At 38.5% G+C, this 26318-nt stretch carries 31 protein-coding genes; 28 read left to right on the top strand and 3 right to left on the bottom strand.

All coding sequences use genetic code 11. The annotated features are described in order from the left end of the window. The first annotated feature begins 79 nt into the window (after positions 1 to 79). The 15 genes from fur to lysA all read left to right on the top strand — a co-directional run bounded on the left by fur (position 80) and on the right by lysA (position 13189). Complete coding sequence (gene fur, locus BABA_RS09455; protein ID WP_007084945.1) at positions 80 to 544, top strand: ferric iron uptake transcriptional regulator; 465 nt, start codon at positions 80 to 82, stop codon at positions 542 to 544. A 170-nt stretch (positions 545 to 714) separates the two neighbouring features. Next, the gene (locus BABA_RS09450) at positions 715 to 942 is read left to right on the top strand and encodes a YqzK family protein (RefSeq protein WP_007084944.1); all 228 of its coding nucleotides are present in this window, start codon (positions 715 to 717) and stop codon (positions 940 to 942) included. 5 nt (positions 943 to 947) lie between these two features. Further along, complete coding sequence (xerD, locus tag BABA_RS09445; RefSeq protein ID WP_007084943.1) at positions 948 to 1841, top strand: site-specific tyrosine recombinase XerD; 894 nt, start codon at positions 948 to 950, stop codon at positions 1839 to 1841. A gap of 258 nt (positions 1842 to 2099) precedes the next feature. Then, entirely contained in the window at positions 2100 to 3284 is a 1185-nt protein-coding gene (gene deoB, locus BABA_RS09440) for a phosphopentomutase (RefSeq protein WP_007084942.1), read from the top strand. Positions 3285 to 3299: 15 nt separating this feature from the next. Beyond that, positions 3300 to 4121 carry a purine-nucleoside phosphorylase gene (locus BABA_RS09435; RefSeq protein WP_007084941.1) on the top strand — a complete coding sequence of 274 codons (822 nt, stop codon included), beginning with the start codon at positions 3300 to 3302 and terminating at the stop codon, positions 4119 to 4121. Positions 4122 to 4153: 32 nt separating this feature from the next. After that, positions 4154 to 5458 carry a pyrimidine-nucleoside phosphorylase gene (locus BABA_RS09430; RefSeq protein WP_007084940.1) on the top strand — a complete coding sequence of 435 codons (1305 nt, stop codon included), beginning with the start codon at positions 4154 to 4156 and terminating at the stop codon, positions 5456 to 5458. A 154-nt stretch (positions 5459 to 5612) separates the two neighbouring features. Continuing rightward, entirely contained in the window at positions 5613 to 6785 is a 1173-nt protein-coding gene (locus tag BABA_RS09425) for a D-alanyl-D-alanine carboxypeptidase family protein (RefSeq protein WP_007084939.1), read from the top strand. Positions 6786 to 6926: 141 nt separating this feature from the next. Then, positions 6927 to 7277, top strand: coding sequence for an anti-sigma F factor antagonist (gene spoIIAA / locus BABA_RS09420; protein WP_007084938.1), 351 nt, complete (start codon positions 6927 to 6929; stop codon positions 7275 to 7277). Continuing rightward, positions 7278 to 7718 carry an anti-sigma F factor gene (spoIIAB, locus tag BABA_RS09415; RefSeq protein ID WP_007084937.1) on the top strand — a complete coding sequence of 147 codons (441 nt, stop codon included), beginning with the start codon at positions 7278 to 7280 and terminating at the stop codon, positions 7716 to 7718. It abuts the gene before it with no gap. 12 nt (positions 7719 to 7730) lie between these two features. Then, on the top strand, positions 7731 to 8489 hold the full coding sequence (sigF, locus tag BABA_RS09410) for an RNA polymerase sporulation sigma factor SigF (RefSeq protein WP_007084936.1): 759 nt from the start codon (positions 7731 to 7733) through the stop codon (positions 8487 to 8489). A gap of 91 nt (positions 8490 to 8580) precedes the next feature. Beyond that, on the top strand, positions 8581 to 9204 hold the full coding sequence (locus BABA_RS09405; RefSeq protein WP_007084935.1) for a stage V sporulation protein AA: 624 nt from the start codon (positions 8581 to 8583) through the stop codon (positions 9202 to 9204). Next, the gene (locus BABA_RS09400) at positions 9191 to 9616 is read left to right on the top strand and encodes a stage V sporulation protein AB (RefSeq protein WP_007084934.1); all 426 of its coding nucleotides are present in this window, start codon (positions 9191 to 9193) and stop codon (positions 9614 to 9616) included. Before BABA_RS09405 ends, BABA_RS09400 begins: the two co-directional genes overlap by 14 nt. A gap of 62 nt (positions 9617 to 9678) precedes the next feature. Beyond that, positions 9679 to 10254, top strand: coding sequence for a stage V sporulation protein SpoVABEA (gene spoVAEA / locus BABA_RS09395; RefSeq protein ID WP_040345828.1), 576 nt, complete (start codon positions 9679 to 9681; stop codon positions 10252 to 10254). Then, complete coding sequence (locus BABA_RS09390; RefSeq protein ID WP_007084932.1) at positions 10241 to 11731, top strand: spore germination protein; 1491 nt, start codon at positions 10241 to 10243, stop codon at positions 11729 to 11731. The genes spoVAEA and BABA_RS09390 overlap by 14 nt, the downstream gene beginning before the upstream one ends. Before the next feature lie 153 nt (positions 11732 to 11884). Continuing rightward, on the top strand, positions 11885 to 13189 hold the full coding sequence (gene lysA, locus BABA_RS09385) for a diaminopimelate decarboxylase (RefSeq protein WP_007084931.1): 1305 nt from the start codon (positions 11885 to 11887) through the stop codon (positions 13187 to 13189). Between the two features lie 36 nt (positions 13190 to 13225). Here the strand turns inward: lysA and BABA_RS09380 are convergent, their stop codons facing one another. Further along, on the bottom strand, positions 13226 to 14092 hold the full coding sequence (locus BABA_RS09380; RefSeq protein WP_162829838.1) for a DUF1002 domain-containing protein: 867 nt from the start codon (positions 14090 to 14092) through the stop codon (positions 13226 to 13228). A 473-nt stretch (positions 14093 to 14565) separates the two neighbouring features. Between BABA_RS09380 and BABA_RS09375 the strand changes: the two genes are divergently transcribed. Beyond that, positions 14566 to 14916: a GNAT family N-acetyltransferase gene (locus tag BABA_RS09375; RefSeq protein WP_007084929.1), complete on the top strand. Its 351-nt coding sequence runs from the start codon at positions 14566 to 14568 to the stop codon at positions 14914 to 14916. 30 nt (positions 14917 to 14946) lie between these two features. Here BABA_RS09375 and BABA_RS09370 read toward each other — a convergent pair whose 3' ends face one another. Beyond that, positions 14947 to 15468: a DUF309 domain-containing protein gene (locus BABA_RS09370; protein WP_007084928.1), complete on the bottom strand. Its 522-nt coding sequence runs from the start codon at positions 15466 to 15468 to the stop codon at positions 14947 to 14949. Positions 15469 to 15610: 142 nt separating this feature from the next. Beyond that, a complete protein-coding gene (locus BABA_RS09365; protein WP_040345773.1) occupies positions 15611 to 15697 on the bottom strand; it encodes a YjcZ family sporulation protein in 87 nt (28 codons plus the stop codon). A gap of 209 nt (positions 15698 to 15906) precedes the next feature. On the opposite strand from BABA_RS09365, the gene BABA_RS09360 reads away from it, so the two are divergent. The 12 genes from BABA_RS09360 (at position 15907) to ccsB (ending at position 26100) form a co-directional block, all read left to right on the top strand. Continuing rightward, positions 15907 to 16677 (top strand): segregation/condensation protein A, encoded by a 771-nt coding sequence (locus tag BABA_RS09360; protein ID WP_007084927.1) that lies wholly within the window; start codon positions 15907 to 15909, stop codon positions 16675 to 16677. Beyond that, complete coding sequence (gene scpB / locus BABA_RS09355) at positions 16664 to 17248, top strand: SMC-Scp complex subunit ScpB (RefSeq protein ID WP_007084926.1); 585 nt, start codon at positions 16664 to 16666, stop codon at positions 17246 to 17248. The genes BABA_RS09360 and scpB overlap by 14 nt, the downstream gene beginning before the upstream one ends. A 92-nt stretch (positions 17249 to 17340) precedes the next feature. Further along, positions 17341 to 17760 (top strand): hypothetical protein, encoded by a 420-nt coding sequence (locus BABA_RS09350; protein ID WP_007084925.1) that lies wholly within the window; start codon positions 17341 to 17343, stop codon positions 17758 to 17760. Between the two features lie 39 nt (positions 17761 to 17799). Then, positions 17800 to 18288, top strand: a complete 489-nt coding sequence (locus BABA_RS09345) for a DUF3907 family protein (protein ID WP_007084924.1) — start codon at positions 17800 to 17802, stop codon at positions 18286 to 18288. A gap of 130 nt (positions 18289 to 18418) precedes the next feature. Continuing rightward, on the top strand, positions 18419 to 19309 hold the full coding sequence (locus tag BABA_RS09340) for a superoxide dismutase (protein WP_007084923.1): 891 nt from the start codon (positions 18419 to 18421) through the stop codon (positions 19307 to 19309). Between the two features lie 128 nt (positions 19310 to 19437). Then, a complete protein-coding gene (locus BABA_RS09335; RefSeq protein ID WP_007084922.1) occupies positions 19438 to 20586 on the top strand; it encodes a D-alanyl-D-alanine carboxypeptidase family protein in 1149 nt (382 codons plus the stop codon). Further along, entirely contained in the window at positions 20579 to 21166 is a 588-nt protein-coding gene (locus BABA_RS09330; RefSeq protein ID WP_007084921.1) for a nucleoside recognition domain-containing protein, read from the top strand. The genes BABA_RS09335 and BABA_RS09330 overlap by 8 nt, the downstream gene beginning before the upstream one ends. A gap of 8 nt (positions 21167 to 21174) precedes the next feature. After that, positions 21175 to 21711 (top strand): spore maturation protein, encoded by a 537-nt coding sequence (locus BABA_RS09325; RefSeq protein ID WP_007084920.1) that lies wholly within the window; start codon positions 21175 to 21177, stop codon positions 21709 to 21711. A 198-nt stretch (positions 21712 to 21909) separates the two neighbouring features. Further along, positions 21910 to 22647 (top strand): 23S rRNA pseudouridine(2605) synthase RluB, encoded by a 738-nt coding sequence (rluB, locus tag BABA_RS09320; RefSeq protein ID WP_007084919.1) that lies wholly within the window; start codon positions 21910 to 21912, stop codon positions 22645 to 22647. A gap of 97 nt (positions 22648 to 22744) precedes the next feature. Further along, entirely contained in the window at positions 22745 to 23269 is a 525-nt protein-coding gene (gene resA, locus BABA_RS09315; RefSeq protein WP_007084918.1) for a thiol-disulfide oxidoreductase ResA, read from the top strand. Positions 23270 to 23292: 23 nt separating this feature from the next. After that, a complete protein-coding gene (resB, locus tag BABA_RS09310) occupies positions 23293 to 24915 on the top strand; it encodes a cytochrome c biogenesis protein ResB (RefSeq protein ID WP_007084917.1) in 1623 nt (540 codons plus the stop codon). Then, positions 24916 to 26100 (top strand): c-type cytochrome biogenesis protein CcsB, encoded by a 1185-nt coding sequence (gene ccsB / locus BABA_RS09305; RefSeq protein WP_007084916.1) that lies wholly within the window; start codon positions 24916 to 24918, stop codon positions 26098 to 26100. Positions 26101 to 26318 lie beyond the last annotated feature (218 nt).

Here is a 26318-nt window from a genome sequence, read left to right as displayed (position 1 = left end):
GTTTATAATAATTTTATTTTGAATCTCTTTTGTCATCTGTTATAATGTGAATTAACAGTGGCGAGGGAGGGCCTTCAAGATGGAAACTAGAATTGAAAGAATTAAGAAACAGCTGCATTCAGCAAGCTATAAATTAACACCCCAGCGTGAAGCAACTGTTCGCGTTTTGCTAGAAAATGAAGAGGATCATTTAAGTGCAGAAGATGTGTACCTCCTCGTAAAAGAAAAATCGCCTGAGATTGGTTTAGCAACTGTTTATCGAACCTTAGAATTACTAACAGAATTAAAAATTGTCGATAAAATAAACTTTGGTGACGGGGTATCCCGCTACGATCTTCGCCAGGAGGGTGCGGCCCATTTTCATCATCATCTTGTTTGTATTGAATGTGGCGCCGTTGATGAAATCCAGGAAGATTTACTTGAAGATGTAGAAGAGGTTGTCGAACGAAGATGGAATTTTAAAATCAAAGACCATCGCCTTACCTTTCATGGAATCTGTTACCGCTGCCAAGATAAAGTAAAAGAAGAAGAAAAAGCTGAATAGAATAAATAAACAAAGGTCCTTTTTGTTGAAGGGCTTTTTTTCAACCCTTTTTTTAATGAGTGAAAAAGGGTGTTGAAACAAAATAAATTCTTCCATTTCCGATTTAAAGGTATAAAACTTGTACAATTAGGCATACCTTTTACTAGATAATCGCAAATGGGGGAAGAAGGATGATTTCTTTTATTAAAACGGCGCTGCAAACGGTAAAGGTTTTTATCCTATTCACCGGGTGCACGATTCTCTTCTATTATGGTATCATGTGGGTATCTGAAGAATACCAAAATTATCATCGCTATGATGAACCGGAAGGCGCTGCACTAAGGGTTTCGAATGCAGTGAATGAAAAAAGTTCTTCCTTGTTAGATCGGCTGATGTTGTTTTATTTAAATGGGGAGTAAAAGTGATGGAAGAACAAGTAAAAGCTTTTATGAATTACATGATAGTAGAAAAAGGACTGGCTAAGAATACCATTGTTTCATATGAACGTGATTTAAATAGTTATCTTCGTTATCTAAAAGATGTAGAATCGATTCAATCTTTAAATGAGATCCAACGAGTCCATATCATTCATTTTTTAAGTTTTTTAAAGGATCATGGGAAGTCAGCAAAAACACTTGCAAGGCATGTTGCTTCTGTTCGGGCTTTTCATCAATTTTTATTACGGGATAAGGCAACAGACCAAGACCCATCCGTTCTAATTGAGTCACCAAAGCTTGAAAGGGCACTGCCGAAGGTATTAAGTTTAAGAGAAGTTGAGATCCTGTTGGATACACCGGATTCACATGACCACTTTGGGATAAGAGACAAGGCTATGCTAGAGCTTCTTTACGCAACCGGTATTCGTGTAAGTGAGCTAATTGGACTTGATATTGAAAATATCCATTTAACTATGGGATTCGTTCGTTGTATGGGAAAGGGAAATAAAGAACGAATTATTCCAATTGGAAGAACGGCAGCGGAAGCAATTAAGCATTATTTAGAAAATGGAAGGCCACATTTTGTTACCATGAAACACCATGATGATGCCTTGTTTTTAAATCATCAAGGTCATCGATTAACAAGACAGGGGTTTTGGAAAATTCTGAAGAAGTTAGCAAAAGAAGCTGGAATAGAAAAAGAGCTAACCCCTCACACATTAAGACATTCGTTTGCCACACATTTACTGGAAAATGGTGCGGACTTACGAGCAGTTCAAGAGATGTTAGGGCATGCAGATATATCCACTACGCAAATATATACAAATGTTACAAAAACAAGATTAAAGGATGTATATAGTAAGTTTCATCCACGCGCTTGATAGAATGCTAGTTTCGTAAAGTGAAAATTCCATCAGTGGGGGCTGCTGCCCATTTATACGGAGCAAAAGTGTCAAAAAGCTGCCTAAATTATTGGCAGCTTTTTTCTTGTAATTTTCATTACATTTAGTACAATATAGATGTCAGACTTCTGACGAATAAAATTAAATAGGTTTCATAATCTTTTAAAAAAAGGGAAACATAGCAATGTTACTTTTATGTTTGCAAACAGTTTCCATCGAAAGAAGGAGGAAGAATTTATGGCTCCAACTACATATAAACGTATTTTTATTATTGTAATGGATTCGGTTGGTATTGGTGAGGCACCCGATGCTGAGAAATTCGGTGATAAAGGCGCCGATACTTATGGACATATTGCGGAAAAAATGAACGGTCTTAACATGCCCAACATGGCGAGGTTAGGTCTAAGTAATATTCGTGAAATTAAAGGGATTGAAAAAGCAGAAAAACCTCTAGCTTTTTATACAAAAATGATGGAGGCTTCTAACGGTAAGGATACGATGACAGGTCATTGGGAAATTATGGGTCTTAATATCCAAACGCCCTTCCGTGTTTTCCCAGAAGGGTTTCCGGACGAACTTTTATCTGAATTAGAAAAAAGGACTGGTCGAAAAATTATAGGCAATAAGCCAGCAAGTGGAACAGGAATTCTAGTTGAGCTTGGTGAAGAGCACATGAAAACAGGCGCGTTGATCGTCTATACTTCCGCTGACTCCGTCCTTCAAATTGCGGCACATGAAGAAATTGTCCCGCTTGATGAGCTTTATAATATTTGTAAAATTGCTCGGGAGTTAACTCTTGATGAGAAGTACATGGTAGGCCGCATTATTGCCCGTCCGTTCTTAGGTGAACCGGGGAATTTTAAACGAACTCCAAACCGTCACGATTATGCCTTAAAACCATTCGATCGTACAGTAATGAGTGAATTAAAAGATGCTGGTTTCGATGTAATTGCCATCGGGAAAATTTCCGATATTTATGATGGAGAAGGCGTGACTAAATCACTGAGAACGGTTTCGAATATGGATGGCATGGATAAACTTGTCGAAACCTTCGATATAGATTTCACGGGAATCAGCTTTGTGAATTTGGTAGACTTTGATGCGTTATACGGCCATCGCCGTGACCCTGAAGGCTATGGAAAGGCACTAGAGGAATATGATGCCCGTCTGCCAGAAGTATTTGCAAAAATGAGGGAAGACGACCTGTTAATGATCACAGCAGACCACGGAAATGATCCTATTGCTCCGGGCACGGATCATACACGTGAATACGTGCCATTGCTAGTTTACTCAACAGGGATGGCTGAAGGAAAGGAACTTCCTTTACGGGAAACCTTCGCTGACTTAGGAGCAACCGTGGCTGAAAACTTTAAGGTGAAAATGCCTAACTACGGGAAAAGCTTTTTAAATGAATTGAAATAAGGAAGGGGAATGAGGATGAACTTTGAAACGATCCAAAAAGCTGCCAGCTTTTTAAAAGAAAAATACGCAAATACGCCAAGAATTGGTCTCATTTTAGGCTCAGGATTAGGTGTTCTAGCTGAGGAAATTACAAACCCGGTAAAAATACCATACAATGAAATTCCAGATTTTCCCGTTTCAACAGTGGAAGGTCATGCCGGACAACTCGTATTTGGAATGCTAAATGGTATAGAGGTTGTCGCCATGCAAGGTCGGTTTCATTTCTATGAAGGCTACAGCATGGATAAAGTGACTTTCCCAGTTCGGGTTATGAAAGAACTAGGCATTGAAATGTTAATCGTCACCAATGCAGCGGGTGGTGTAAATGAAAGCTTCTCTGCTGGAGACTTAATGATCATAACAGATCATATCAATAATATGGGGACAAATCCGTTAATTGGCCCGAATGATTCCAATCTCGGTGTTCGCTTTCCCGATATGTCAGAGGCATATTCTAAAGAATTACGGGTTGTGGCAAAGGAAATTGCTGGCCGTTTAAACATCAATGTTAAAGAAGGTGTTTATTTTGGAAATCCCGGGCCTGTTTATGAGACCCCTGCGGAAATTCGAATGGTTCGTGCTATGGGTGGAGATGCGGTTGGTATGTCCACCGTACCCGAGGTCATGGTTGCCCGCCACAGCGGGATGAAGGTTCTCGGTATTTCATGTATTTCGAATATGGCGGCAGGAATCCTTGATCAGCCACTATCCCATGATGAGGTAATTGAAACAACTGAAAGAGTGAAAGCTGATTTCCTTTCTTATGTAAAAGAGATTGTAAAAAATATCGCGAAATAAATGGCAAATAATTTAAAGAAGTGGTGATAAAAATGAGAATGGTTGACCTAATTGAGAAAAAAAGAGATGGACAGGAACTATCAACAGAAGAAATAAAATTTATTATAAATGGATACACAGATGGTTCAATACCAGATTATCAGGTAAGTGCCTTAACAATGGCTATTTACTTTAAGGGAATGACTGAAAAGGAAAGAGCCGATTTAACGATGGCAATGGTTGAATCAGGTGATCAAATTGATTTATCCCAAATTGAAGGAATTAAAGTTGACAAACATTCTACAGGCGGCGTAGGTGATACAACGACTCTTGTGCTTGGACCGCTTGTTGCTGCACTTGGTGTTCCCATCGCCAAAATGTCTGGCCGCGGCTTAGGTCATACCGGCGGAACGATTGATAAATTAGAGGCGGTTAAAGGCTTCCACGTTGAAATTGAAAATGATGAATTTATCGATCTTGTTAATAAAAACAAAATCGCCGTTATTGGTCAAAGCGGTAATTTAACACCTGCTGATAAAAAGCTTTATGCATTAAGAGATGTAACGGCTACCGTCGATAGTATTCCGCTTATTGCAAGCTCCATCATGAGTAAAAAGATTGCTGCTGGTGCGGATGCGATTGTTCTGGATGTAAAAACAGGTGCCGGCGCCTTTATGAAAACTCTTGATGATTCCAGAGAATTAGCTAAAGCCATGGTTCGAATTGGAAACAATGTCGGCAGAAAAACAATGGCTGTTATTTCCGATATGAGCCAGCCGCTGGGGTTTGCCATTGGGAATGCACTTGAAGTGAAGGAAGCGATTGATACCCTAAAAGGGGAAGGTCCTCAAGATTTAACAGAGCTTTGTTTAACACTTGGAAGCCATATGGTTTACGTGGCGAAAAAAGCGGAATCATTAACAGAGGCACGTACCATGCTGGAAAATGTGATTAAGGATGGTTCCGCACTTGAAAAACTAAAAGTATTTTTAAGTTCCCAAGGCGGAGATGCTTCGATTGTCGATGATCCATCTAAAATGCCGCAAGCAAAATATATCGTTGAACTTGAAGCAAAAGAGGATGGCTATGTAGCTGAAATCGTTGCTGATGAGGTTGGAACTGCAGCCATGCTATTAGGAGCCGGGAGAGCAACAAAAGAATCCGTTATAGACCTTGCTGTAGGTCTTGTATTAAGAAAAAAAATCGGTGACCAAGTGAAAAAAGGTGAATCGATAGTAACCATTTACAGCAACTTTGAAAATGTTGAAGAAGTAAAAGAAAAACTATATAGAAATATCAGAATATCAACAACCAAAATAGAAGCACCAATCCTTATTCACGAAGAAATAACACAATAAACACAATAGAAAAATGGTAAAGGGTGTCAGGCACCATGTGAAAAATTCACATGGTGCCTGACACCCTATTTTTTATTAATTAGGGAGGAAATTATTGTATAAGATAATTATTTTTGGAAAAAATGGAGGCTATATAGAATGGAGGGTTATGCGAATGAAACGATTTGTTACTTTACTAGTGACATCTTTATTACTTACAAGTTTATGGGGTCCATCTGCTTTTGCTGCTGAGGAAAAAAAGGGTACGGATATCGTCAGCAATGTTAAATCCGCTATTTTAATTGAACGCGATACAGGTACAGTTCTTTATGAGAAAAATAGTAATGAGGAGCTGCCACCTGCGAGCATGACCAAAATTATGACGATGCTCCTGATAATGGAGGCATTAGATCAAGGAAAGCTGACATGGAATGAAAAAATCCGGGCAAGCGAGTATGCAGCCTCAATGGGCGGCTCACAAATATTTCTTGAGCCCGGTGAAGAAATGACAACGAAGGAAATGTTAAGAGGAATTGCGATTGGTTCCGGAAATGATGCTTCTGTTGCCATGGCTGAAAAAATTGCAGGTTCTGAAGAAGCGTTTGTTGATATGATGAACGATAAGGCAAAAGAACTGGGATTAAAGCATACGATCTTTAAAAATACAACCGGACTTCCGGTAAGTGGACATTACAGTACGGCAGCAGATATGGCTGTTATGGCAAAAGAACTTCTCAAATATGAGGACATTACAAAATTTACAGGTATGTATGAAGCATACCTTCGTGAAAATACGGACAAAAAGTTCTGGCTTGTCAATACGAATAAATTAGTTCGTTTTTATCCAGGTGTAGACGGTCTAAAAACAGGCTTTACTGCCGAAGCAAAATACTGCTTAACGGCAACGGCGCAAAAAGATGGCATGCGTGTCATTGCTGTTGTTTTTGGCGCACCAACCTCAAAGGAACGAAATGCGCAAGTAACCAAAATGCTTAATTATGCCTTTGCACAATATCAAACACATCCAATGTTTAAGCGGAATCAAACAATAGGTCAAGCTAAAATTAGTAAAGGAAGGGAAAAATCTGTCGAGGCTGTGACAAGTGAACCACTTTCATTGTTGACCAAAAAAGGTGAAAAGACCGAGGATGTGAAACAAAAAATTGTCCTCCAAAAAAATCTAAATGCACCGATAACGAAGGGTGATAAGGTTGGGTCTATTAAGCTCATTAAGGATGGAAAGGTAATTCTTGAAAGCCCAATAGTAGCTGGTAAAGATATAAAGGAAGCCGGATGGTGGACACTATATAAACGTTCATTTGGCATGTTTACTAAGGCTGGAAAATAACACGCGGAAATTTGACATTGTCGAATCATCAAAATACTTTACTATTTTTAGCGAAATACGACTAGTTTTGTATTGATAGAAGGATATTACCGTTTGCGAAGCGAATTGACTCACTATACCAGATTAAGGAGGCCGGGGATAGTGAGTCTTAATATTGATATGGAAACCAAACACGATGTTTTATGTATTCGCTTAAGTGGTGAATTAGATCACCATACAGCGGATGAACTCCGCGAGCAAGCGACAGCTGTTATCGAAAAAAACGATATTCGTCATATTGTCTTGAATCTAGAACACCTTTCTTTCATGGATAGCTCTGGATTGGGGGTTATTTTAGGAAGATACAAACAAATTAAACAGGTGCACGGTGAAATGGTGGTTTGTGCAATTTCCCCTGCAATACAAAGACTATTCGATATGTCTGGTCTATTTAAAATTATTAAAATGGAACCGACTGAGGAATTTGCATTGCAAAGATTGGGGGTGGCCTGAATGAAGAACGAAATGAACCTTCAATTCAGTGCATTAAGTCAAAATGAGTCGTTTGCCCGTGTAACTGTTGCTGCCTTTATTGCCCAGCTTGATCCGACAATGGATGAGTTGACAGAAATAAAAACAGTTGTTTCAGAAGCCGTAACCAATGCGATTATTCATGGTTACGAAAATGATCCAAATGGAATGGTATACATTCATGTTTCCATTGAGGATACTCTGATTGAAATGACCATTAAAGATGATGGTTTTGGTATTGAAGATGTGGAGGAAGCTCGTCAGCCATTATTTACAACGAAGCCGGATTTGGAACGATCCGGTATGGGATTCACCATCATGGAAAATTTCATGGATGAGGTAGAGGTTCGTACACAGCCAGGTCGAGGAACCGAGGTTAGATTACGGAAGCATTTAAATTCCAGCAAAATGCTTTGCAATTAAGGAGACTTGCCAATGGATGTGGAGGTTAAGAACGAAAAAAGTCAAACGTATTTAAAGGATCATGAAGTGAAAGAGCTTATTAAAAAGAGCCAAGAGGGAGACCAAGCTGCAAGAGATTTAATTGTTGAAAAAAATATGCGGCTTGTCTGGTCTGTTGTCCAACGGTTTCTTAATAGGGGTTATGACCCCGATGACTTGTTCCAAATTGGCTGCATCGGACTATTAAAATCAGTAGATAAGTTTGATCTTTCCTATGATGTCAAGTTTTCCACCTATGCAGTACCAATGATTATTGGTGAAATTCAACGATTTATTCGCGATGATGGAACCGTGAAGGTAAGCAGATCATTGAAAGAAATGGGTAACAAGATCCGGAAAGCAAAGGATGAATTATCGAAGATACTAGGTAGAATACCGACAGTTAACGAAATTTCGGCACATCTGGAGCTTTCGCCAGAAGATGTGATTCTTGCGCAAGAAGCAAGCAGGACACCTTCATCCATTCATGAAACAGTTTATGAAAACGATGGGGATCCGATTACATTACTTGATCAGATTGATGACGGTAATGAAGGAAAATGGTTTGATAAAATTGCCTTAAAAGAAGCAATCCGGGAATTGGATGAACGGGAAAGACTTATTGTTTATTTAAGGTATTATAAGGATCAAACCCAATCGGAAGTGGCTCAAAGGCTGGGGATTTCCCAGGTTCAAGTATCAAGACTAGAAAAAAAGATTTTACAACAAATGAAAGACCGTATGGATCTCTAATCCATACGGTTTTTTCAATTTCATACATTAACAACTAGTATATTAACCATACTACATATACAAGGAAAACATTGTTTGGGAAGTGAATGTTTTGGAAAAAACAATTTACATCCGCATGCGGAATCGAGTCCAATCTGCACCGGAGGAAAAAGTTTTACTAAAGGATATTGCCCAAATTATTGCCCCCGAAGCTATACTAGCAAATTTAAAATCGATGATAATTCATCAATTAACTGCAAAAGATCGAAATATTGTCGTTATTGATGTGATGAAAGTCATCAAATTGATTGCAGATACGTTTGAGGATTATGAAGTTCAAACGATTGGTCCTGCGCAGACTATTATAGAAGTTACCTTTAAAAAGAAGGGAGTATCCATTCCTTTTTTTCTTTTAATATGGTTTTTACTATTTTTTGGGTCAGCAATGGCAATAATGAATTTTCATGATGATGTCAGTATGAGAAGTGTCCATGAAAAAATCTATACCATTATTACAGGTGAGGAAGACGCAAAGCCATTACTTTTTCAAATCCCTTATTCCATTGGTTTAGGTTTAGGAATGATTCTCTTCTTTAATCATGTATTTAAGAAGAGAATAAATGAGGAACCAAGTCCACTTGAAGTAGAAATGTTTAATTATCAACTGGATTTGGATAATTATGTAATTATCCATGAAAATAAAGAAAGTATGAAACGAATTAATGACGACGATTAAAATTTTGGCCGTTCTTTTTATTGGTTTAGCAAGTGGGTTGGCCGTAGGTTCTGGGTTTGTGGCATTTCTTACCGTACTTGGAGTAATTCCAAGACTGACACAGCTTAGCAAAACAATGAAGATGATTCAACAGTATGAATGGAGCGTAGTTTTCGGTGCGCTAACAGGGGTAGCAGCTAGTCTTAGGGATCCCACATTACATATTTCTTCCTACTTTTTGATCCCTTTAGGACTTACTGGTGGAATATTTTTCGGAATGTTAGCTGCGGCTCTTACGGAGGTGTTAAATGTTCTGCCGATTCTAGTGAAACGGATTCGCTTGGATGGACAAATAATCATCTTAATCATGGCCATTGTATTCGGGAAAATATTTGGCGCCATTTTTCAATGGCTATATTTTGTTCATCATTAATTCCTTGGGAATTTTTGGGCTCCAAAAAGCATTTACTCTTTTTAATGAAGGGACATCAAAGTATGGGTATTCGGAGGCGTGTCATATTCGTTACTGACGGTGATGAATATGCAAAAAGGGCTGTGGAGCATGTTGCACAAGAGATTGGCGGGCGATGCATTTCCAGTTCTCATGGAAATCCGACAACATTAACTGGTCCAGAAATCGTTAAGTTAATAAAAAAAGCGGCACATGATCCTGTACTAGTGATGTTCGATGACAGTGGAATCGTGGGGGAAGGGGCGGGAGAATCCGCATTGAAATATGTTGCATCACATAAAGACATTGAAGTTCTTGGGGTAATTGCGGTTGCAGCAAAATCAAGACATGAGGAATGGTCAAGGGTCGATGTAAGCATCGATCGCGATGGAGAGCTAACGCCCTATGGCGTAGATAAATTTGGTATACAAGAACTTGAAATTGGGAGAATAAATGGAGATACCGTTTATTGCCTTGATGAATTGGACGTGCCCATTATTGTAGGTGTTGGTGATATTGGAAAAATGGCAAGACGCGATTCCTACAAACTTGGCTCTCCGATCACGAAAAAAGCAGTGGAATTAATTCTTGAAAGGAGTGGCTTTTATGGCAAGAAGTAAAGAGCAAAATTGGCCAATCCCGGAATCTGTAAATGAAATTGAAAATTATATGAAACAGCGGGTGGGACTCGGTGTAAGCTTTGATATCGGGGTCAGGAAGTTAAAAATTTTAAAGAAAGATGTTCATATCTATTATGTAAATGGGTTATGTGATTCGCTTTATATTAATCAGTTAATTGAAGAATTAGTAGAAATCAATGATCATGAAAAATTATCAACGGACTTGTTTAAAGTTATTGATAACCGAATTGTTAATGTATCAGTTGAACAAGTAAAAACACTCGATAAGGTGGTCACTCAGGTATTATCTGGTTTAATTGCCGTTGTAATGGAAGGGGAAAATATAGCTCTTGTAATAGATGTAAGGAGCTATCCAGGCAGATCTCCACAAGAGCCTGATACAGAAAAGGTTGTTCGTGGTTCGCGTGATGGGTTTGTTGAAAACATTGTTCTCAATACGGCTTTAACAAGAAGAAGAATCCGCGACGAACGACTGCGCTTTGAAATGCATAAGGTAGGAAAACGTTCAAAAACGGATGTAGCGTTAGGTTATTTAGAAGATGTGGCAGACCCAGATTTACTAAATATTCTTAGAAAAGAGCTTCAGGCTATTGATGTTGATGGAATTCCAATGGCAGATAAAACGATCGAGGAGTTTATCGTGAAACAGGGCTGGAATCCTTTCCCATTGGTTAGATATACGGAAAGAGCGGATGTAGCAGCGGCACATATTCTAGAAGGCCATGTCATTATTTACTGTGATACATCTCCAAGCGTCATTATTTCACCAGCTACTTATTTTCATCATGTACAGCATGCGGAAGAATTCCGGGAATCACCGGCAATGGGGACGTTTGTACGGTGGACACGGTTTTTAGGTGTTGTAGCATCGATTGCCTTACTTCCTTTATGGTTATTATTCGTACTGGAGCCGTCCTTATTACCTGAAAAGGTATCCTTTATTGGACCAAATGAACAAACCAATATTCCAGTGGTTATTCAATTAATATTAGCGGATTTTGGGATTGAATTTTTAAGGATGGCCGCCATTCATACCCCGACACCATTATCAACGGCTATGGGATTAATTGCCGCGGTATTGATTGGTCAAATTGCGATTGACGTTGGTTTATTTGTGCCGGAGGTCATTCTTTATGTTGCTGTGGCAGGGATCGGTACATTTACGACTCCAAGCTATGAGTTAGGTGTGGCCAATAAAATAGCCAGAATGGCATTGATGATTTTGGTAGCTATGTTCCATACACCAGGCTTTATAATTGGCAGTACTTTATTGTTCTTATTTATAGTGAAAATGCGTGCACTGAATACACCATACTTCTGGCCATTTCTTCCATTCGAACCAAAAGGATTTATGCAGATTGTCTTCCGTAGGGCAATCCCCGGTTCCATTTTAAGACCAAGTATCGTGCATCCTCGAAATCGTTTCCGCCAGCCGCCAGAAGCAAACGAGAAATAATTGCGGTTTTTTTACAGTTATGCTAAAGTAATTTTAATTAAATAAAGGGATAAAGGATTAAAAATAGGCAGTATCTTATGGAGATTCTGTCTATTTATTTATTATAATGATATACATAAACTATAGTGAGTTATGCAGGAGAGAGGGAATAGAATGTATTTTTACGGATCAACAGATGTAAATAAAAATGGGAATTTAGAAATAGGCGGGGTTGATGCCGTTGAGTTAACACGGCAATTTGGGACCCCCCTGTATGTATACGATGTAGCATTAATGAGAGAAAGGGCACGGGGCTTTAAACAAACATTTGAAGACCTTAATGTTAAGGCTCAAGTCGCATATGCCAGTAAAGCATTTTCGACGGTTGCGATGATCCAATTAGCGGAGGAAGAGGGATTATCGCTTGATGTCGTATCGGGCGGCGAATTGTATACCGCAATTGTAGCCGGGTTTCCGGTAGAAAGAATTCATTTTCATGGTAATAATAAAAGCCGGGAAGAATTAGAAATGGCTTTAGACCAAGGAATTGGTTGTATTGTTGTTGATAATTTTTCAGAAATGGAATTATTACAGACTATTTGCCAGGAGAAAAATGTGAAGGTCAGCATCCTCTTAAGGGTTACTCCTGGAATTGAAGCACATACCCATGACTACATTTTAACTGGCCAAGAGGATTCGAAATTTGGCTTTGACCTTCAAAATGGACAGGCGGAAGAGGCATTAAAAACGGCGATTGGATTTGACTATTTTGATGTCCTCGGACTTCATTGCCATATCGGGTCACAAATTTTTGAAACTACCGGTTTTTTACTAGCGGCACAGAAAATTGTTGAAAAGATGGCATACTGGAAAACCGAGTTATCCTTCGAAGCGAAGGTGTTAAACCTTGGCGGGGGCTTTGGAATCCGCTATACAAAAGAAGACGAGCCAATTCCACCATCGCAGTATGTAGGTGAAATCATTACAGAAGTAAAAAATTTAACTAAGCAGCGCTCATTAACCATGCCGGAAATATGGATTGAGCCTGGTCGTTCACTTGTTGGGGATGCGGGGATTACTCTTTATAAGGTTGGTTCATCGAAAGAAGTTCCCGGTGTCAGGAAGTATTTAGCTGTTGATGGCGGAATGAGCGATAATATCCGTCCGGCACTTTACCAGGCAAAGTATGAAGCTGTTCTTGCCAATAAACCATTAGCGAAAGCAAGTGAAACGGTCTCCATTGCCGGGAAATGCTGTGAATCCGGTGATATGTTAATTTGGGATTTACCGCTGCCAGAAGCGGGTGAAGAAGATATTCTTGCTGTATTTTGCACAGGTGCCTATGGGTATTCGATGTCAAACAACTACAACCGGATTCCGCGCCCGGCCGTCGTATTTGTTGAAAACGGGAAGGCAACCCTTGTTGTAAAAAGAGAATCATATGAAGATTTAGTAAGACTCGATTTACCGCTTAAATAAGAAAAAGCTGTCGCAAGTGCGGCAGCTTTTCAACTTTTATGAAAAAAATGATTTTATTGCATCAATCAGCCAAATAAAAAATTGTTTAACTTTCTCTAAAAATCCTTGTCCTTCTTCAGAGTGAAGAAATTTTGAAATCCGGTCTTTTGCTTTATTGAGCTGATCGCTGACTTGGTTCCAGTCAATGTTTAAATCCTTTAGTTTATTAAAAAAGTCAATCAGCCTTTGCATTTGGGCGTCTGAAAGGGTAACATTTAAATCCTTTGCGGCCTGCTCAATAATGTTCCGTAATTCTTCATCATTTTTCGGTTTGTTTTTAGCAATCTCTTCTTTTACTTTTGCGATTAAGGCGGCTGCATTTTTTTCACCGATAGAATCGCCGAGTTTGGCTGTTTCTACCATCTCTTGATTTGCAGCCTGCTTTACATCTTCTGGAATGGTTTTATCGGCAGAAATTTCATATGCTTTGATAATCCCTGTTAGGGCAGCGGTTCCGGACACCGCAATCGGGGCAGTGATATAGATATTTGCATCTTTGACCCCAGCTGTAATCAAGGCGTTGACATACATTTCATCGGTAACCCAGTTAATATTTTTTGTTTTCACCGTAACTCCTGAACCCTTTGGTGCGACGGTGATTGCTGATGAAGATATGGCCTTTGTACCTATAAATGATTTCGCGACGTATTTACCTAAATATTGATGTTCTTCTTGATTTGAAACGGTCACAATTTGAACATCCTTTGGTGCGCCCATTTCTGCTAATAGATTATTTTTTTGCTCTGTTGTCAAATTTTCACCCAATGTGACAATCATATCTCCCTCTGCCATATCTGCAAAACTGCGGATGGGATGGACGAATACAAATGTTAATAGTAGAAGAATCAAGATCTTTTTCATTATTTCCCTCCTTGAAGTAATAACTCTAGTCAAACCTCTTATATAATATAACCGAAATCACTATTATAAACGTATTATTTAATCTGGAAGTTTCATAGTTTTGAAACGTAAACGGTGAACTTACAACATTTACGAGATAAAATAGCTTATTTTTGTTATTTGGTGTAGAATGGTGGCTAGGAATAAAGTTTTTTGGAGGAACATTTTTCATGAAAAGAAATTGGGTATTATTTGGTATCCTTATCGGGATCTCTGTTATCTGGGGATTGATCTACTGGCTTTTTATTGTACCTAATCGGTAGAACTATCCTGAGATTTGATGATTTTCTTATTTTTATGTATGATGGTGCTTAGTGCAACACAATCAAATCAAATACATATAATAAATAAATGTTTAGTAATGAATTATTTTGAAAAAATATACTATTGTGAAACCAAGGAATTCATCGGTTTATTTCATATAATGAGGGATCAAAATGTTAATTCGTTATAAGAAGACATTCGAAAAAATTGCTATGGGTTTATTGTCCTTTATGCCAACTGAAAAGGATTTAAAAAAGCTGCAGCAAACAATAAAGGAATATGAGACCGAAGAAGCATGGCAGCTTTTTCTTTGGAAAGAAGAAGACATTATTGGACTGCTCGGTGTCCTTTTCCAGAATGAGACAAATGCCATAGTAATCCAGCATATTTCGGTTAACCCTTCCCATCGTTTTCAAGGCATTGGTAAAAAAATGGTGAAGGCTTTAAAAGAAATGTATACTGACAAGGAAATAATTTCAAATGAAAATACAGCAGCATTTGTTGAAAAATGCGATGTTTGCTAAGGGGATTGTATAAAAGGCAGAGAATTAGGTTCATTCTCTGCCTTTTCGCGATTTTAAGGACTGTTGTCTTTCTTCGATTACACTTGTTCTATCCCGTAATTTATGTCGATGTATGAGCCTGCTTTCCGTGATGTCACTATCTGTCCCCCATTGAAACCCAACTTGTTCACAATAGGTTTCACACATTTGTAGGAGGGTTGGATCAGAGATTGGTAAATCATAGCTATAATACGCTTTTGTATCTGCAATTATTGACAATCGTTCTTTTAATAAATGGTGAAGAAGTGATTGATCCAAGCCTAATTTTGATAGCTCACCAGCGTGAGTGTCGAAAATTATTGTTGCTTTTTCCAATGTTCTTTTTGCCCCATTAAAATTGCCTCTACGGTGATGATAGGTGGATACTGCCAGTAAAATAAGACCGACCCAGACGGACGATTTGTTCCTGGAATCTATCTTTTTCCAATATTCCTCAAGTAACTCATGGCACTCAAAATAATCTCGATCTCCGTGAAAATGGGCTAAAAATTGGATATACTCGATTGGGTACAAGAGATCCCCCCCTTATTGAACTATGTAAATCTAGTTTATCATAACAGTGCAGCTTCCTTAGTGAAAAAAACCCGTCAATATGACGGGTTTTCCATTTCTCTAATTGTCTAGCCCCCGCGCCTAGGGGTTTACGCTTTTCTAGTTAGTAAACCCAAGCAGCACCAACAATGATTAACAAAATGAATAAAACGACGATTAAAGCAAAGCCGCCTCCAAATGCGCCATCCATATTAAAACCTCCTACATAATTATTGTCTTTTCCTTGTCATAATATGTGGGAGTTTTGTCCATTGTTATGGGCAAACATCATGTTTTGGTAATTAAGAACCTGTAAGGTTGATTTTTCTATTGGATTACACCGTGTGAATCCTCTATACTATTAATAGTTGAAATGACTGATGAACAAATTTTATTTATGAAGAATTTTGGTGAATGAACATGCCGTATCAGGTGAAGATTGATGCGTTTGAAGGGCCGTTAGATTTGCTTCTCCATTTAATTAATCGGCTTGAAATTGATATATATGATATTCCTGTTGCCGAAATTACCGAGCAATACTTAATATATATTAAAACAATGAAGGAGCTTCAACTGGATGTTGCCAGTGAATTTTTAGTAATGGCAGCGACATTACTGGTAATAAAGAGCAAAATGCTTTTACCAAAGCATGAAGAGGTTTTCGATGAAGTAGATTCTGAAATGACATACGAGGAAGACCCAAGAGACGAGCTTGTGGAGCGCTTGATTGAATATCGCAAATATAAAGAGGCTGCACATGACCTTAAAACGATGGAAGAAGAACGTGGTCTTATGTATACCAAGCCGCCAAGTGATCTTTCTGATTTTGCAAAGGAAAAACAACCTGAAAAAACTGACTTAAATGTCTCCTTGTATGATATGCTGGCAGCCTTCCAAAAGCTTTTGCGAAGAAAAAAGTTACAACGGCCCCTGGCGACTAAAATTGCCCGCCAAGAAATATCGATTGAGAAAAGAATGGCAGAGATTATGGGTGAATTAACACAGCTTAAAGGAAGAAAAAACTTTAATGAATTATTTCCAAATCCGGCAAAGGATCATATAGTAGTGACCTTTTTAGCTGTTTTGGAATTGATAAAAAGAAAAGTGATTGATGTTGAGCAAAAAGAAAATTTTGGTGATATCTTTGTTGAAGTTGTAGCGAAAGGAGCAGAAGTGGTTGGAAATCATTAATTGGAGCAGCATTCTGGAAAGCCTATTGTTTGCAGCAGGGGATGAAGGTCTTTCACTAAAGCAATTAGGAGAGGTTTTAGAAGTAGATGAGCTTAAGGCGATTGAAATCATTGAGAAGTTAAGACAAGAATATGCCGAAACTAATAGGGGTATTATGGTTGTCCAGTTAGCAGGAACCTATCAACTGGCAACAAAGAAGGAAAATGCAATTTATCTTAAGAAGCTAGTTGATTCCCCCCATACCTCTACATTATCACAGGCTGCTTTAGAGACATTGGCGATCATTGCCTATAAACAGCCGATTACCCGTGCTGAAATTGAGGAAATTCGCGGTGTGAAAACGGAGAGACCGCTGCATACCCTTGTCTCGAAGGTATTAATAAAGGAAGTTGGCCGGGCAGAAGGGACAGGAAGGGCCTATTTATATGGGACAACAAAAGAATTCCTGGACTATTTTGGATTAAAAAGTTTAAAAGAACTTCCACAGCTTCCGGATAAAGTCGAGGAAGAATTTATTCAGGAGGAAGCTGACTTGTTTTTTGAAAAATTTCAGGAAACAATTAACTCCTAAATCACAATCGGAAGACGAATTTATGCTAAAATGAATATATGTTTTTAGTAATCCAACAAGGCTTAAGCATTTCGACAAGGAGCGAGATTAAGTTGCTAATTAAAGAGTGTAAAGGATTTGAATTAGAAAAAGAAAAATCAAATACTTCAGAGGACTTTTTTAACAGAAGTGAAGTTACCTTCATTGAAGATGGTGTAGAAAAAACGCTGCATGTTCTGTATGTAAGGTACTTTGATCAAATCTTTGCTGAGTTTACCCCATATCAGCAAGATCCCATAATGGTTCATGAAGGAAATGAAGTTTATTTCAAAGAAATTGTTGCACTTATTTGCCTCTTAAAAAATCCAGGACTTCGCAGCCGTAAACGCCTATATATTAATTCTAAACAGGAGTTTGCTGCCTATTTCCAAGATATTAACTTTACTAAATTGCCTGAAATAATGCTTGCCCTTAAACAAAAAAAGGGCTTTGAACTTCGTTCTCCACTAGAGTTCATCCTGCAGCCGCTATAATAAAGTAAATTGATCTTAGGTAAATATTAGGGGGTAACTATGGGGAATTCATTGGTTAAAACGCAACTTATGGATGTTAAAGATTTTTTAACAAAGTCAATTTCAATAATTGAAGACTTTTTAAATGAAACAACGATTTCGGAATTGAAAGTAGAAAATGAAGAAGAGCGCAGCTATAATAAAATAATCTTTGCCAATTTACGCAAGTTAGCTGTTTATAGCGCAGAATGTTTAGAAACATGCTCTGTTATCTTGATAAACGAACCTTTTCAAAAAGCAGCAGCCGAAAAAACTCTTTATAAGATTTACCATCAATGTATTGAAGAGTTTTTCTCACCGAAGAATGATGCTTGGTTTGAAGATAGCCGTTCCGCCTATACAGGACGAAATTCGATTAAATTTTCCCGAAACGTTTCGGAAAGTGTTGTGCAACTCCTAAAGAATCTAGAAGGGGATTTCCAAAGAATTAGGGAAGAACTTGAGTACTATGAAACCGATTATCGAACTAAAATGATTCAATCAAAATAAACTAGGGTCTAAGGCTGTCCTTTTAATAAGGGCGGCCTTTCTCGTTCTTAACAAGCTTTATTCCTCATACCATTTAGGTAGATTGATTGAATACAAAGCTGTTTTATTGCTGGAGAGGAATGAGGATTTAATGGATCGATTTAGCCGATATGTTAATGAGCTATTTGATTGGAATGAGCAAATGAAACAATTTCTTCAATCGGAAAAGGTGGGGGAAGACTCGGAATTATGGGAAAAACTTGACGAATTTACCGAATTAATTGAAAGCACGAACCGAGAATTATCGTCTGAGGAGCTGCTTGGTCTTCAGGTAAAGGCTGAGAATATACATGAACAACTGGAACATTATTTTAGAAGGAAACAAGAAGTCGGAAATATTTGGATTGTAGAAAAAACACTTCCTCCCGGAGGACATACCTTACCGGAACTGCCCTATCCCTATAATGGCTTAGAGCCGTATATATCTGAGGAAATCATGAGATTGCACCACGATAAGCACCATCGTTCATATGTGGATGGATTAAATCGAGCCGAACTTAATCTTAAAAAGGCTAGGGAAACCAATGATTTTTCATTCATTAAGCATTGGTCACGTGAGCTTGCTTTTCACGGTTCTGGTCATTATCTTCATACGATTTTTTGGAGAAATATGATTCCGAATGGCAGCAGTGGTCCGCAAGGCATATTAAAGCAAGAAATAGATGGATATTTTGGAAGCTTTGAGGCTTTTAAACGACAATTCTCTGAAGCTGCCAAGCAAGTGGAAGGAGCTGGCTGGTCTTTATTGGTCTGGTCACCAAGGGCAAGGCATTTGGAAGTGTTACAATCGGAGCGGCATATGTTATTGACGCAGTGGGATACGATTCCTCTCCTTGTTCTCGATGTTTGGGAGCATGCCTATTATCTCCAATACAAAAACAACAGGGCGGAGTACGTGGATAAATGGTGGAATATAGTCAATTGGCATGATGTTGAAATAAGGTTTGAAAAAGCTGCAGATATAAAATGGCCAGCTTTTTAGAGCTGTTCCCATTTGAAGACTCGTCGAAAGGCGAGTTTTCTTGTTCTTATAAGAACCCGTCCCGCATAAACTTGTACAAAGCTATAAGCTTACAAGTAGACAGATTAGAAGGAGACGAGGTTAAACCAATGAAAATGATTTTGAAGCTAGTGACACTTTCCCTCATAGTCTCACTATTGATTGTAAACATTCCTCAGAAGGTTGATGCCACCCTCGGAGTCAGTGCTGCTAGCGCCGTCCTATTAGAGCAAAAAACTGGACGAGTTCTCTTTGAGAAGGATGCACACACCAAAAGGAGAATTGCAAGTATAACAAAAATCATGACTGCCATTCTCGCAATTGAATCGGGAAAAATGAATCAAACGGTTAAAGTGAGTGAAAAGGCAACCCATGCCGAGGGGTCGTCAGTATATTTAAAACCAGGAGAAAAAATAAAGCTTAATCATCTTGTCTATGGTTTGATGCTAAGATCCGGAAATGACACAGCAGTGGCAATCGCCGAGCATGTAGGGGGAAGTTTGGATGGCTTTGTCTATTTAATGAATCAAAAGGCAAAGGAAATTGGGATGCATAATACCCATTTCGCCAATCCGCACGGACTTGATGATCATGAAAATCATTATTCAACGGCATATGATATGGCCATCCTCATGCGCTATGCAATGAAAAATAAAACCTTTCAAAAAATTTCAGGTACCAAGGTATATAAAGCCCCAAATCCAACAGAAAATTGGGACAGGGAATGGAAAAACAAGAATCGTCTGCTATCAAAATATAAATATTGTACAGGCGGAAAGACGGGCTTTACAAAACGTGCGAAACGAACGCTAGTTACAACCGCAACAAAAGGAGATATGAATCTAATTGCGGTTACCTTAAATGATTCGAACGATTGGAATGATCATATTTCCATGTATGAAGGCGGATTTAAGGGGTTTGATATGGCCGAGGTGTTAGTTAAGGGGAAAATCGATGCAATAAAAAACAAATACTATAAGGATCATTTGTTTGTAAAAAAGTCAATTGTTTATCCAGCAACTAATGATGAAATGGCTTTGTTTTCAGTGAAGTATAAATTATTTAAACCTAAGAAAAAATGGACGAGTTCTAAAAATGAAGAAATAGTCGGGAAAGCAGCAATATATTTAGATGGGAAGGTTGTCCAGGAAACACCAATTTACTTCCAAGTCAATCAAGAAAAAAAGAAGAAAAAAGGGCTGTTTGATTTTGTTAAAGAAATTTTTCTTTCGGTCATCGGTGTGAATTCTAATGGTTAATTATATTTGGGTCTTTATGACAATCGTCGGTATTGTTTTTGCATTGATCAATGGGACAATGGAGGCGGTGAATAAGGCTGTTTTTGATGGTGCTAAGGAAGCAGTGATCCTTTGTATCGGTCTTATCAGTGTACTTGTTTTCTGGCTTGGCATGATGCGGATAGCCGAAGAATCCGGGCTTCTTGAAAAGCTGTCAAAGCTATTTCGCCCGCTAGTGAAAATTTTATTTCCTGAGGTTCCTCCTAAACACCCGGCAATGGGCTATATCTTGTCAAATATGATATCCAACATGTTTGGCTTAGGAAATGCCGCCACACCACTGGGAATAAAAGCGATGGAGGAGTTAAAGAAATTAAATGGCGGAAAAGATGAAGCAAGCAGGTCGATGGTGACCTTTCTGGCAATCAATACTGCCAGCATTACCATTATTCCCACAACGGTGATCGCAATTAGAATGAATTATCATTCTGCATCACCAACCGAAATCGTTGTCCCAACCATTATTGCGACCATCCTATCGGCAATTGGAGCAGTGCTGATAGACCGCTATTTTTATTATCGCAGAAGCCGAAAAGGATGATTTAGGTTATGGAGATATTTGCTAAAATTTCGCTAACTTTTATTCCTTTGTTAATTGGGTTTATTCTTTTATATGGAACTCTTAAAAAGGTGCCAACTTACGAAAGTTTTGTTGAGGGTGGAAAAGAAGGGATTAAAATTGCCGTATCAATCATACCTTTTTTAGTTGGAATGTTGGTCGCAATCTCCATTTTTCGTGCATCTGGTGCTTTAGACGCTTTAATGAATTGGATCAGACCAGTGATGAAAATGATGGGAATCCCCGCAGAAATTGTTCCATTGCTCATTATTAGACCGATTTCAGGTACAGCCGCTCTTGGAATGACAAGTGATTTAATTGCCTCCTATGGCCCTGATTCTTTTATTGGCCGTCTTGCATCCGTGCTGCAAGGAAGTACGGATACTACCTTTTACGTTTTAACCGTTTATTTCGGTGCCGTTGGGATTAAAAAAATGGGGGATGCACTAAAGGTAGGACTTCTTGCAGACGTAGTGGGAATTATCGTCTCCATTATTATTGTAACTTTTATTTTTGGCACAAAATAGGGTTTAAGATTGGGTATGTTCCTTTTGGGACATGCTTTTTTCTTTTTCCGTTAATTTAATACCCGTTACTTTGAAAAGTGGAGAAATTGTGTCATAATTCATTAGGATAGAATAGCAAATAGGCTTCCGTTGTAAATAGGAATCACTCCTTTTTACCTATGAGATTATATCTATCGGAAAAATTTTGAGGTGAACTGAATGGAAAGATTACAAAAGGTAATAGCTCGAGCGGGTATTGCTTCTAGAAGAAAATCCGAGGAGTTAATAAAAGAAGGAAGAGTAAAAGTAAATGGAAAAGTGGTTACAGAGCTTGGAGTGAAGGTTTCTCCTTCCGATAAAGTAGAGGTAAATGAAATACAGATTGAGAAAGAAGAACCTGTTTATTTTCTTTTATATAAACCAAGAGGGGTTATTTCAAGTGTAAGTGATGATAAGGGCAGGAAGGTAGTCACAGATTTCTTTTCCCATTTTAAAGAACGAATTTTCCCTGTCGGGCGCCTTGACTATGATACCTCCGGTTTGCTGCTGCTAACAAATGACGGGGAATTTGCCAATTTGCTTATGCATCCAAAGAATGAATTGGACAAAGTGTATGTTGCGAAAATAAAAGGCATTCCATTAAGAGAAAACCTGAGGAAATTGGAAAAAGGGATTCGTCTTGAGGATGGCAAAACGGCACCTGCAAAAGTCAATTTACTATCGGTAGATAAGAAAAAACAAACCGCGATTGTTGAAATTACGATTCATGAAGGGCGAAATCGTCAAGTTAGAAGAATGTTTGAGGCTATTGGGAATGAGGTTCTGAAATTAAAGCGTGAACGGTATGGCTTCTTGACATTAAACGGTTTAAAAACAGGAGAGGCAAGAGAGCTGACTCCTCATGAGGTAAAGCAATTGAGGGCCCTTGCATTGGATAAACTTAAGAAAAAGTCATAAAATCGTCACAAATACCACTTTCCTTAACACTATGCCGATATTGGAAAGTGCTATAATTTAAGACGACTGTGTTATGTGATTTACTGGAGGTTTTTTTATGAAGAAACGGCGATTAGTGATTAGAACAATTATTTTACTTGTACTAGGTGCAGCCGTTGCCTATTCGCTTTATTCAAATCTTACAAAAGATAATAAACAAAAGGTCTCTCAAGGTGATCAAGCACCTGATTTTGTCTTAGTCGATATGCAAGGAAACAAGCACCGTCTTTCTGATTACCGTGGTCAGGGAGTATTTTTAAATTTCTGGGGAACGTGGTGCCCTCCGTGTAAGAAAGAAATGCCGTATATTAATAATCAATACCATCAGTATAAAGATAATGGTGTGCAAGTTTTATCTGTCGATATACAGGAGCCAGAACTTGCCGTTAATCAATTTGCTGAACGTCTTAAGCTTGATTTCCCGATTATGATTGATAAAGAAAAAGAAGTCATGAATGTGTACGGTGTTGATCTGTTGCCGGCAACATTTTTAATTGATAAAAATGGTAAGGTGGTACAATATTATACCGGTGAATTAACCGAATACAAAATCAAGGAGTTTATGGAGAAAATAAAACCATAGGGGATTGTAGGGAGTTTTTTAAAATGAACGATGTGAAATGTGAATGCCGGCATGTGAATCCGCATGGAACCGTGTTATGTGAAGCATGTGGAAAAGTGCTCGATGAACGAGATAGCAATAATAAAGAACTTCTTGATATGCGCTACGAAGGGAGTGCTCGCCGCTCTCAAACCTATAGCAAAACCTTTATCGATAAAATTTGGAATTTCTTCTCATCGGTTAAAGTCGGTGTTTGGCTGATTATTATTACCTTACTCGCTTCCATTCTTGGCACTATTCTGCCGCAGGAGATGTATATTAATCTGCCGGCAGATGTGTATTATGAGCAGGAGTACGGTTGGTTTGGAAAATTATATTACAAATTAGGTTTGCATGATTTGTATGGTTCATGGTGGTACTTATTATTAATCGCCATGATTGGCATTTCCCTTGTTATTTGTAGTCTTGATCGAGTTGTCCCGTTATATAAGGCATTAAAAGCCCAGAGAGTCACTAGGCACGAAGGTTTTTTAAAGCGCCAGAGGGTATTTGGTGTAAATGAAAACGTTGGCGAAAATGATTTCACGACAATTAAGCAGCATTTAAAGAATAGACGCTATCATGTTCGGGAAGAAAATGGCGATCTGTTAGCTGAAAAAGGGCGATTTTCCAGGTGGGGACCGTATGTAAACCATGTGGGTTTAATTATCTTTTTATTTGGCGGGATGCTCCGGTTTATTCCTGGTGTTTATGTGAATGAGAACCTTTGGGTAAAAGAGGGAGAAACAGCAGTGGTCCCCGAAACAGGTGAAAAGTTCTACTTGAAAAATAATCAATTTATTCTACAGCATTACGATAAAAATGAAAATAAAACCTTCGAAAAGGCGATTGAGCAGGCGGGTGATGTTGTTAAGAACTATCAATCTAACGTCGTTTTATATGAACGGATGGGTCAGAATCTTCCTGGTGAGAAGCCGGAATTAAAGAAGGTAAAAGAATATAAAGTTCGAGTTAATCATCCACTATCCTTTGATGGTTATTCTGTTTTCCAATCCTCATTTAGAAGTGAGTTAAAACAGATGAACTTTTTGCTGACGAATAAAGAGACAAATCAGACTTTTGGAGAAGTAGACATCAATCTTGAGGATCCAAAGGCTAAGTATGATCTAGGTGACGGCTATTCTGTTAAGATTCTAAATTATTTTCCGGATTTTGAATTTGATAAGAATAAGGAGCCAACGACAAAATCTCGTGTACCTAACAATCCTGCTTTTGTCTTTCAAATCACTACTCCAGATAAAGAACCGGAAACGAGTTTTGTGGCCATCAAGCAAACAATCGAGCCTTTTGGTAACAATACGTATAAGATGGCTTTTAAAGGAATTGAAACCAAAAATGTTTCAGGGTTTACTGTCCGCAAAGATTCTTCCTTATGGGCAATTATTTTAGGCGGTATTCTTTTTATGATTGGTGTCATACAGGGTGCATACTGGAACCATCGCCGAATCTGGATTCAAAACAAGAATGGACAAGTTTGGATTGCAGCCCACACGAATAAAAATTGGTATGGTATAAAGCGGGAAATTGAAATGGTATTAACAGATACAATGCTTAACATACCAGAGGATCAGCTTCAACGGGAAAATACGGACAAGGAGGGCGTCTAGTTGGCAGCACTAAGTAGTAATTTGTTATTTATTGCTTTTATACTTTATTTAGTTTCTATACTGTTTTATGGTGGATCGATTAAATCAAAAAAGGACATGAACGGAAAGAAAGGAACCAATCGCTGGGGGACAATTGCCGTATTTTTAACGATAATCGGTTTTATATCGCAGCTTGGTTATTTTATTACCAGATGGATTGCAGCGGGTCACGCTCCAGTAAGTAATATGTTTGAGTTTACGACATTTTTTGGGATGGCCCTTGTTGGTGCATTTATTGTTATTTATTTTATTTATCGAACAACTTTGCTTGGATTATTTACAATGCCGGTGGCAATTCTAGTTATTGCCTATGCAAGTATGTTTCCTAGGGATATTACGCCGTTAATACCGGCATTGCAAAGTTATTGGCTTCATATTCATGTGACTACTGCAGCGATTGGGGAAGCCATCTTAGCGATTAGCTTTGCAGCGGGGCTGATCTATCTTGTAAAGGCAATTGATCAAACAAAATCAACCAAACGAACCTTTTGGCTAGAAATGGTCATGTTTTCATTAGTTACAGTACTTGGATTTGTCGTGGTGTCATCTGTATTTTCAGGGATCGGTTATCACGAGAAATTCAATTGGACTGATAAACACGGCACACAGGCTGTAGTAGAATATAAAATGCCAGCTATTACTGGACCGCATGATAGCGAATTGCTGACAAAGGAAGGCTTTAAACCGTTAATTGAAATGCCGGCTTTCATTAATGCAAAAAAGGCGAATACCGTTATTTGGTCATTAATGTCAGGTCTAGTACTTTATGGCCTTATTAGATTAATCTTAAGGAAGCGGATTGCAGCAGCGCTTCAGCCGCTTGTAAAAAATATTAAACTTGACTTTGTTGATGAGATTAGTTACCGTTCAGTGTTAATCGGCTTCCCTGTATTTACGTTAGGGGCACTCATTTTTGCCATGATTTGGGCGCAAATGGCTTGGTCCAGGTTCTGGGGTTGGGATCCGAAAGAAGTTTGGGCGCTGATCACGTGGTTATTCTATGCAGCATTTATGCATCTTCGTCTCTCCAAGGGATGGCATGGTGAAAAATCTGCATGGTTAGCCGTAATTGGCTTTGTTATTATTATGTTTAACCTGGTAGCTGTTAACTTGGTTATTGCTGGGCTTCATTCTTATGCAGGTTAATTTTAAATTTTATAGCCTTCACCTTTTATAAAGAGTGGAGGCTTTTTTTTAACAATGGCAACTTTGAGAATTGTCCAGCTTCAGCGCCTAGCCCCTCGGGACATAAGCCGCCCCACTGTGGTGGCTGGGGAACTGCCTCCTCGCGGGTCGTCTTATGCCTGTCGGGGCTGACCAAGGCGCCTCCGCTTTTCGCTGTCAAATTTTTGACACTTTTAAAA

The organism is Neobacillus bataviensis LMG 21833 (assembly GCF_000307875.1).
Classification (GTDB): Bacteria; Bacillota; Bacilli; order Bacillales; family Cytobacillaceae; genus Neobacillus; species Neobacillus bataviensis.
This window is presented reverse-complemented; position numbering and strand designations above follow the sequence as displayed.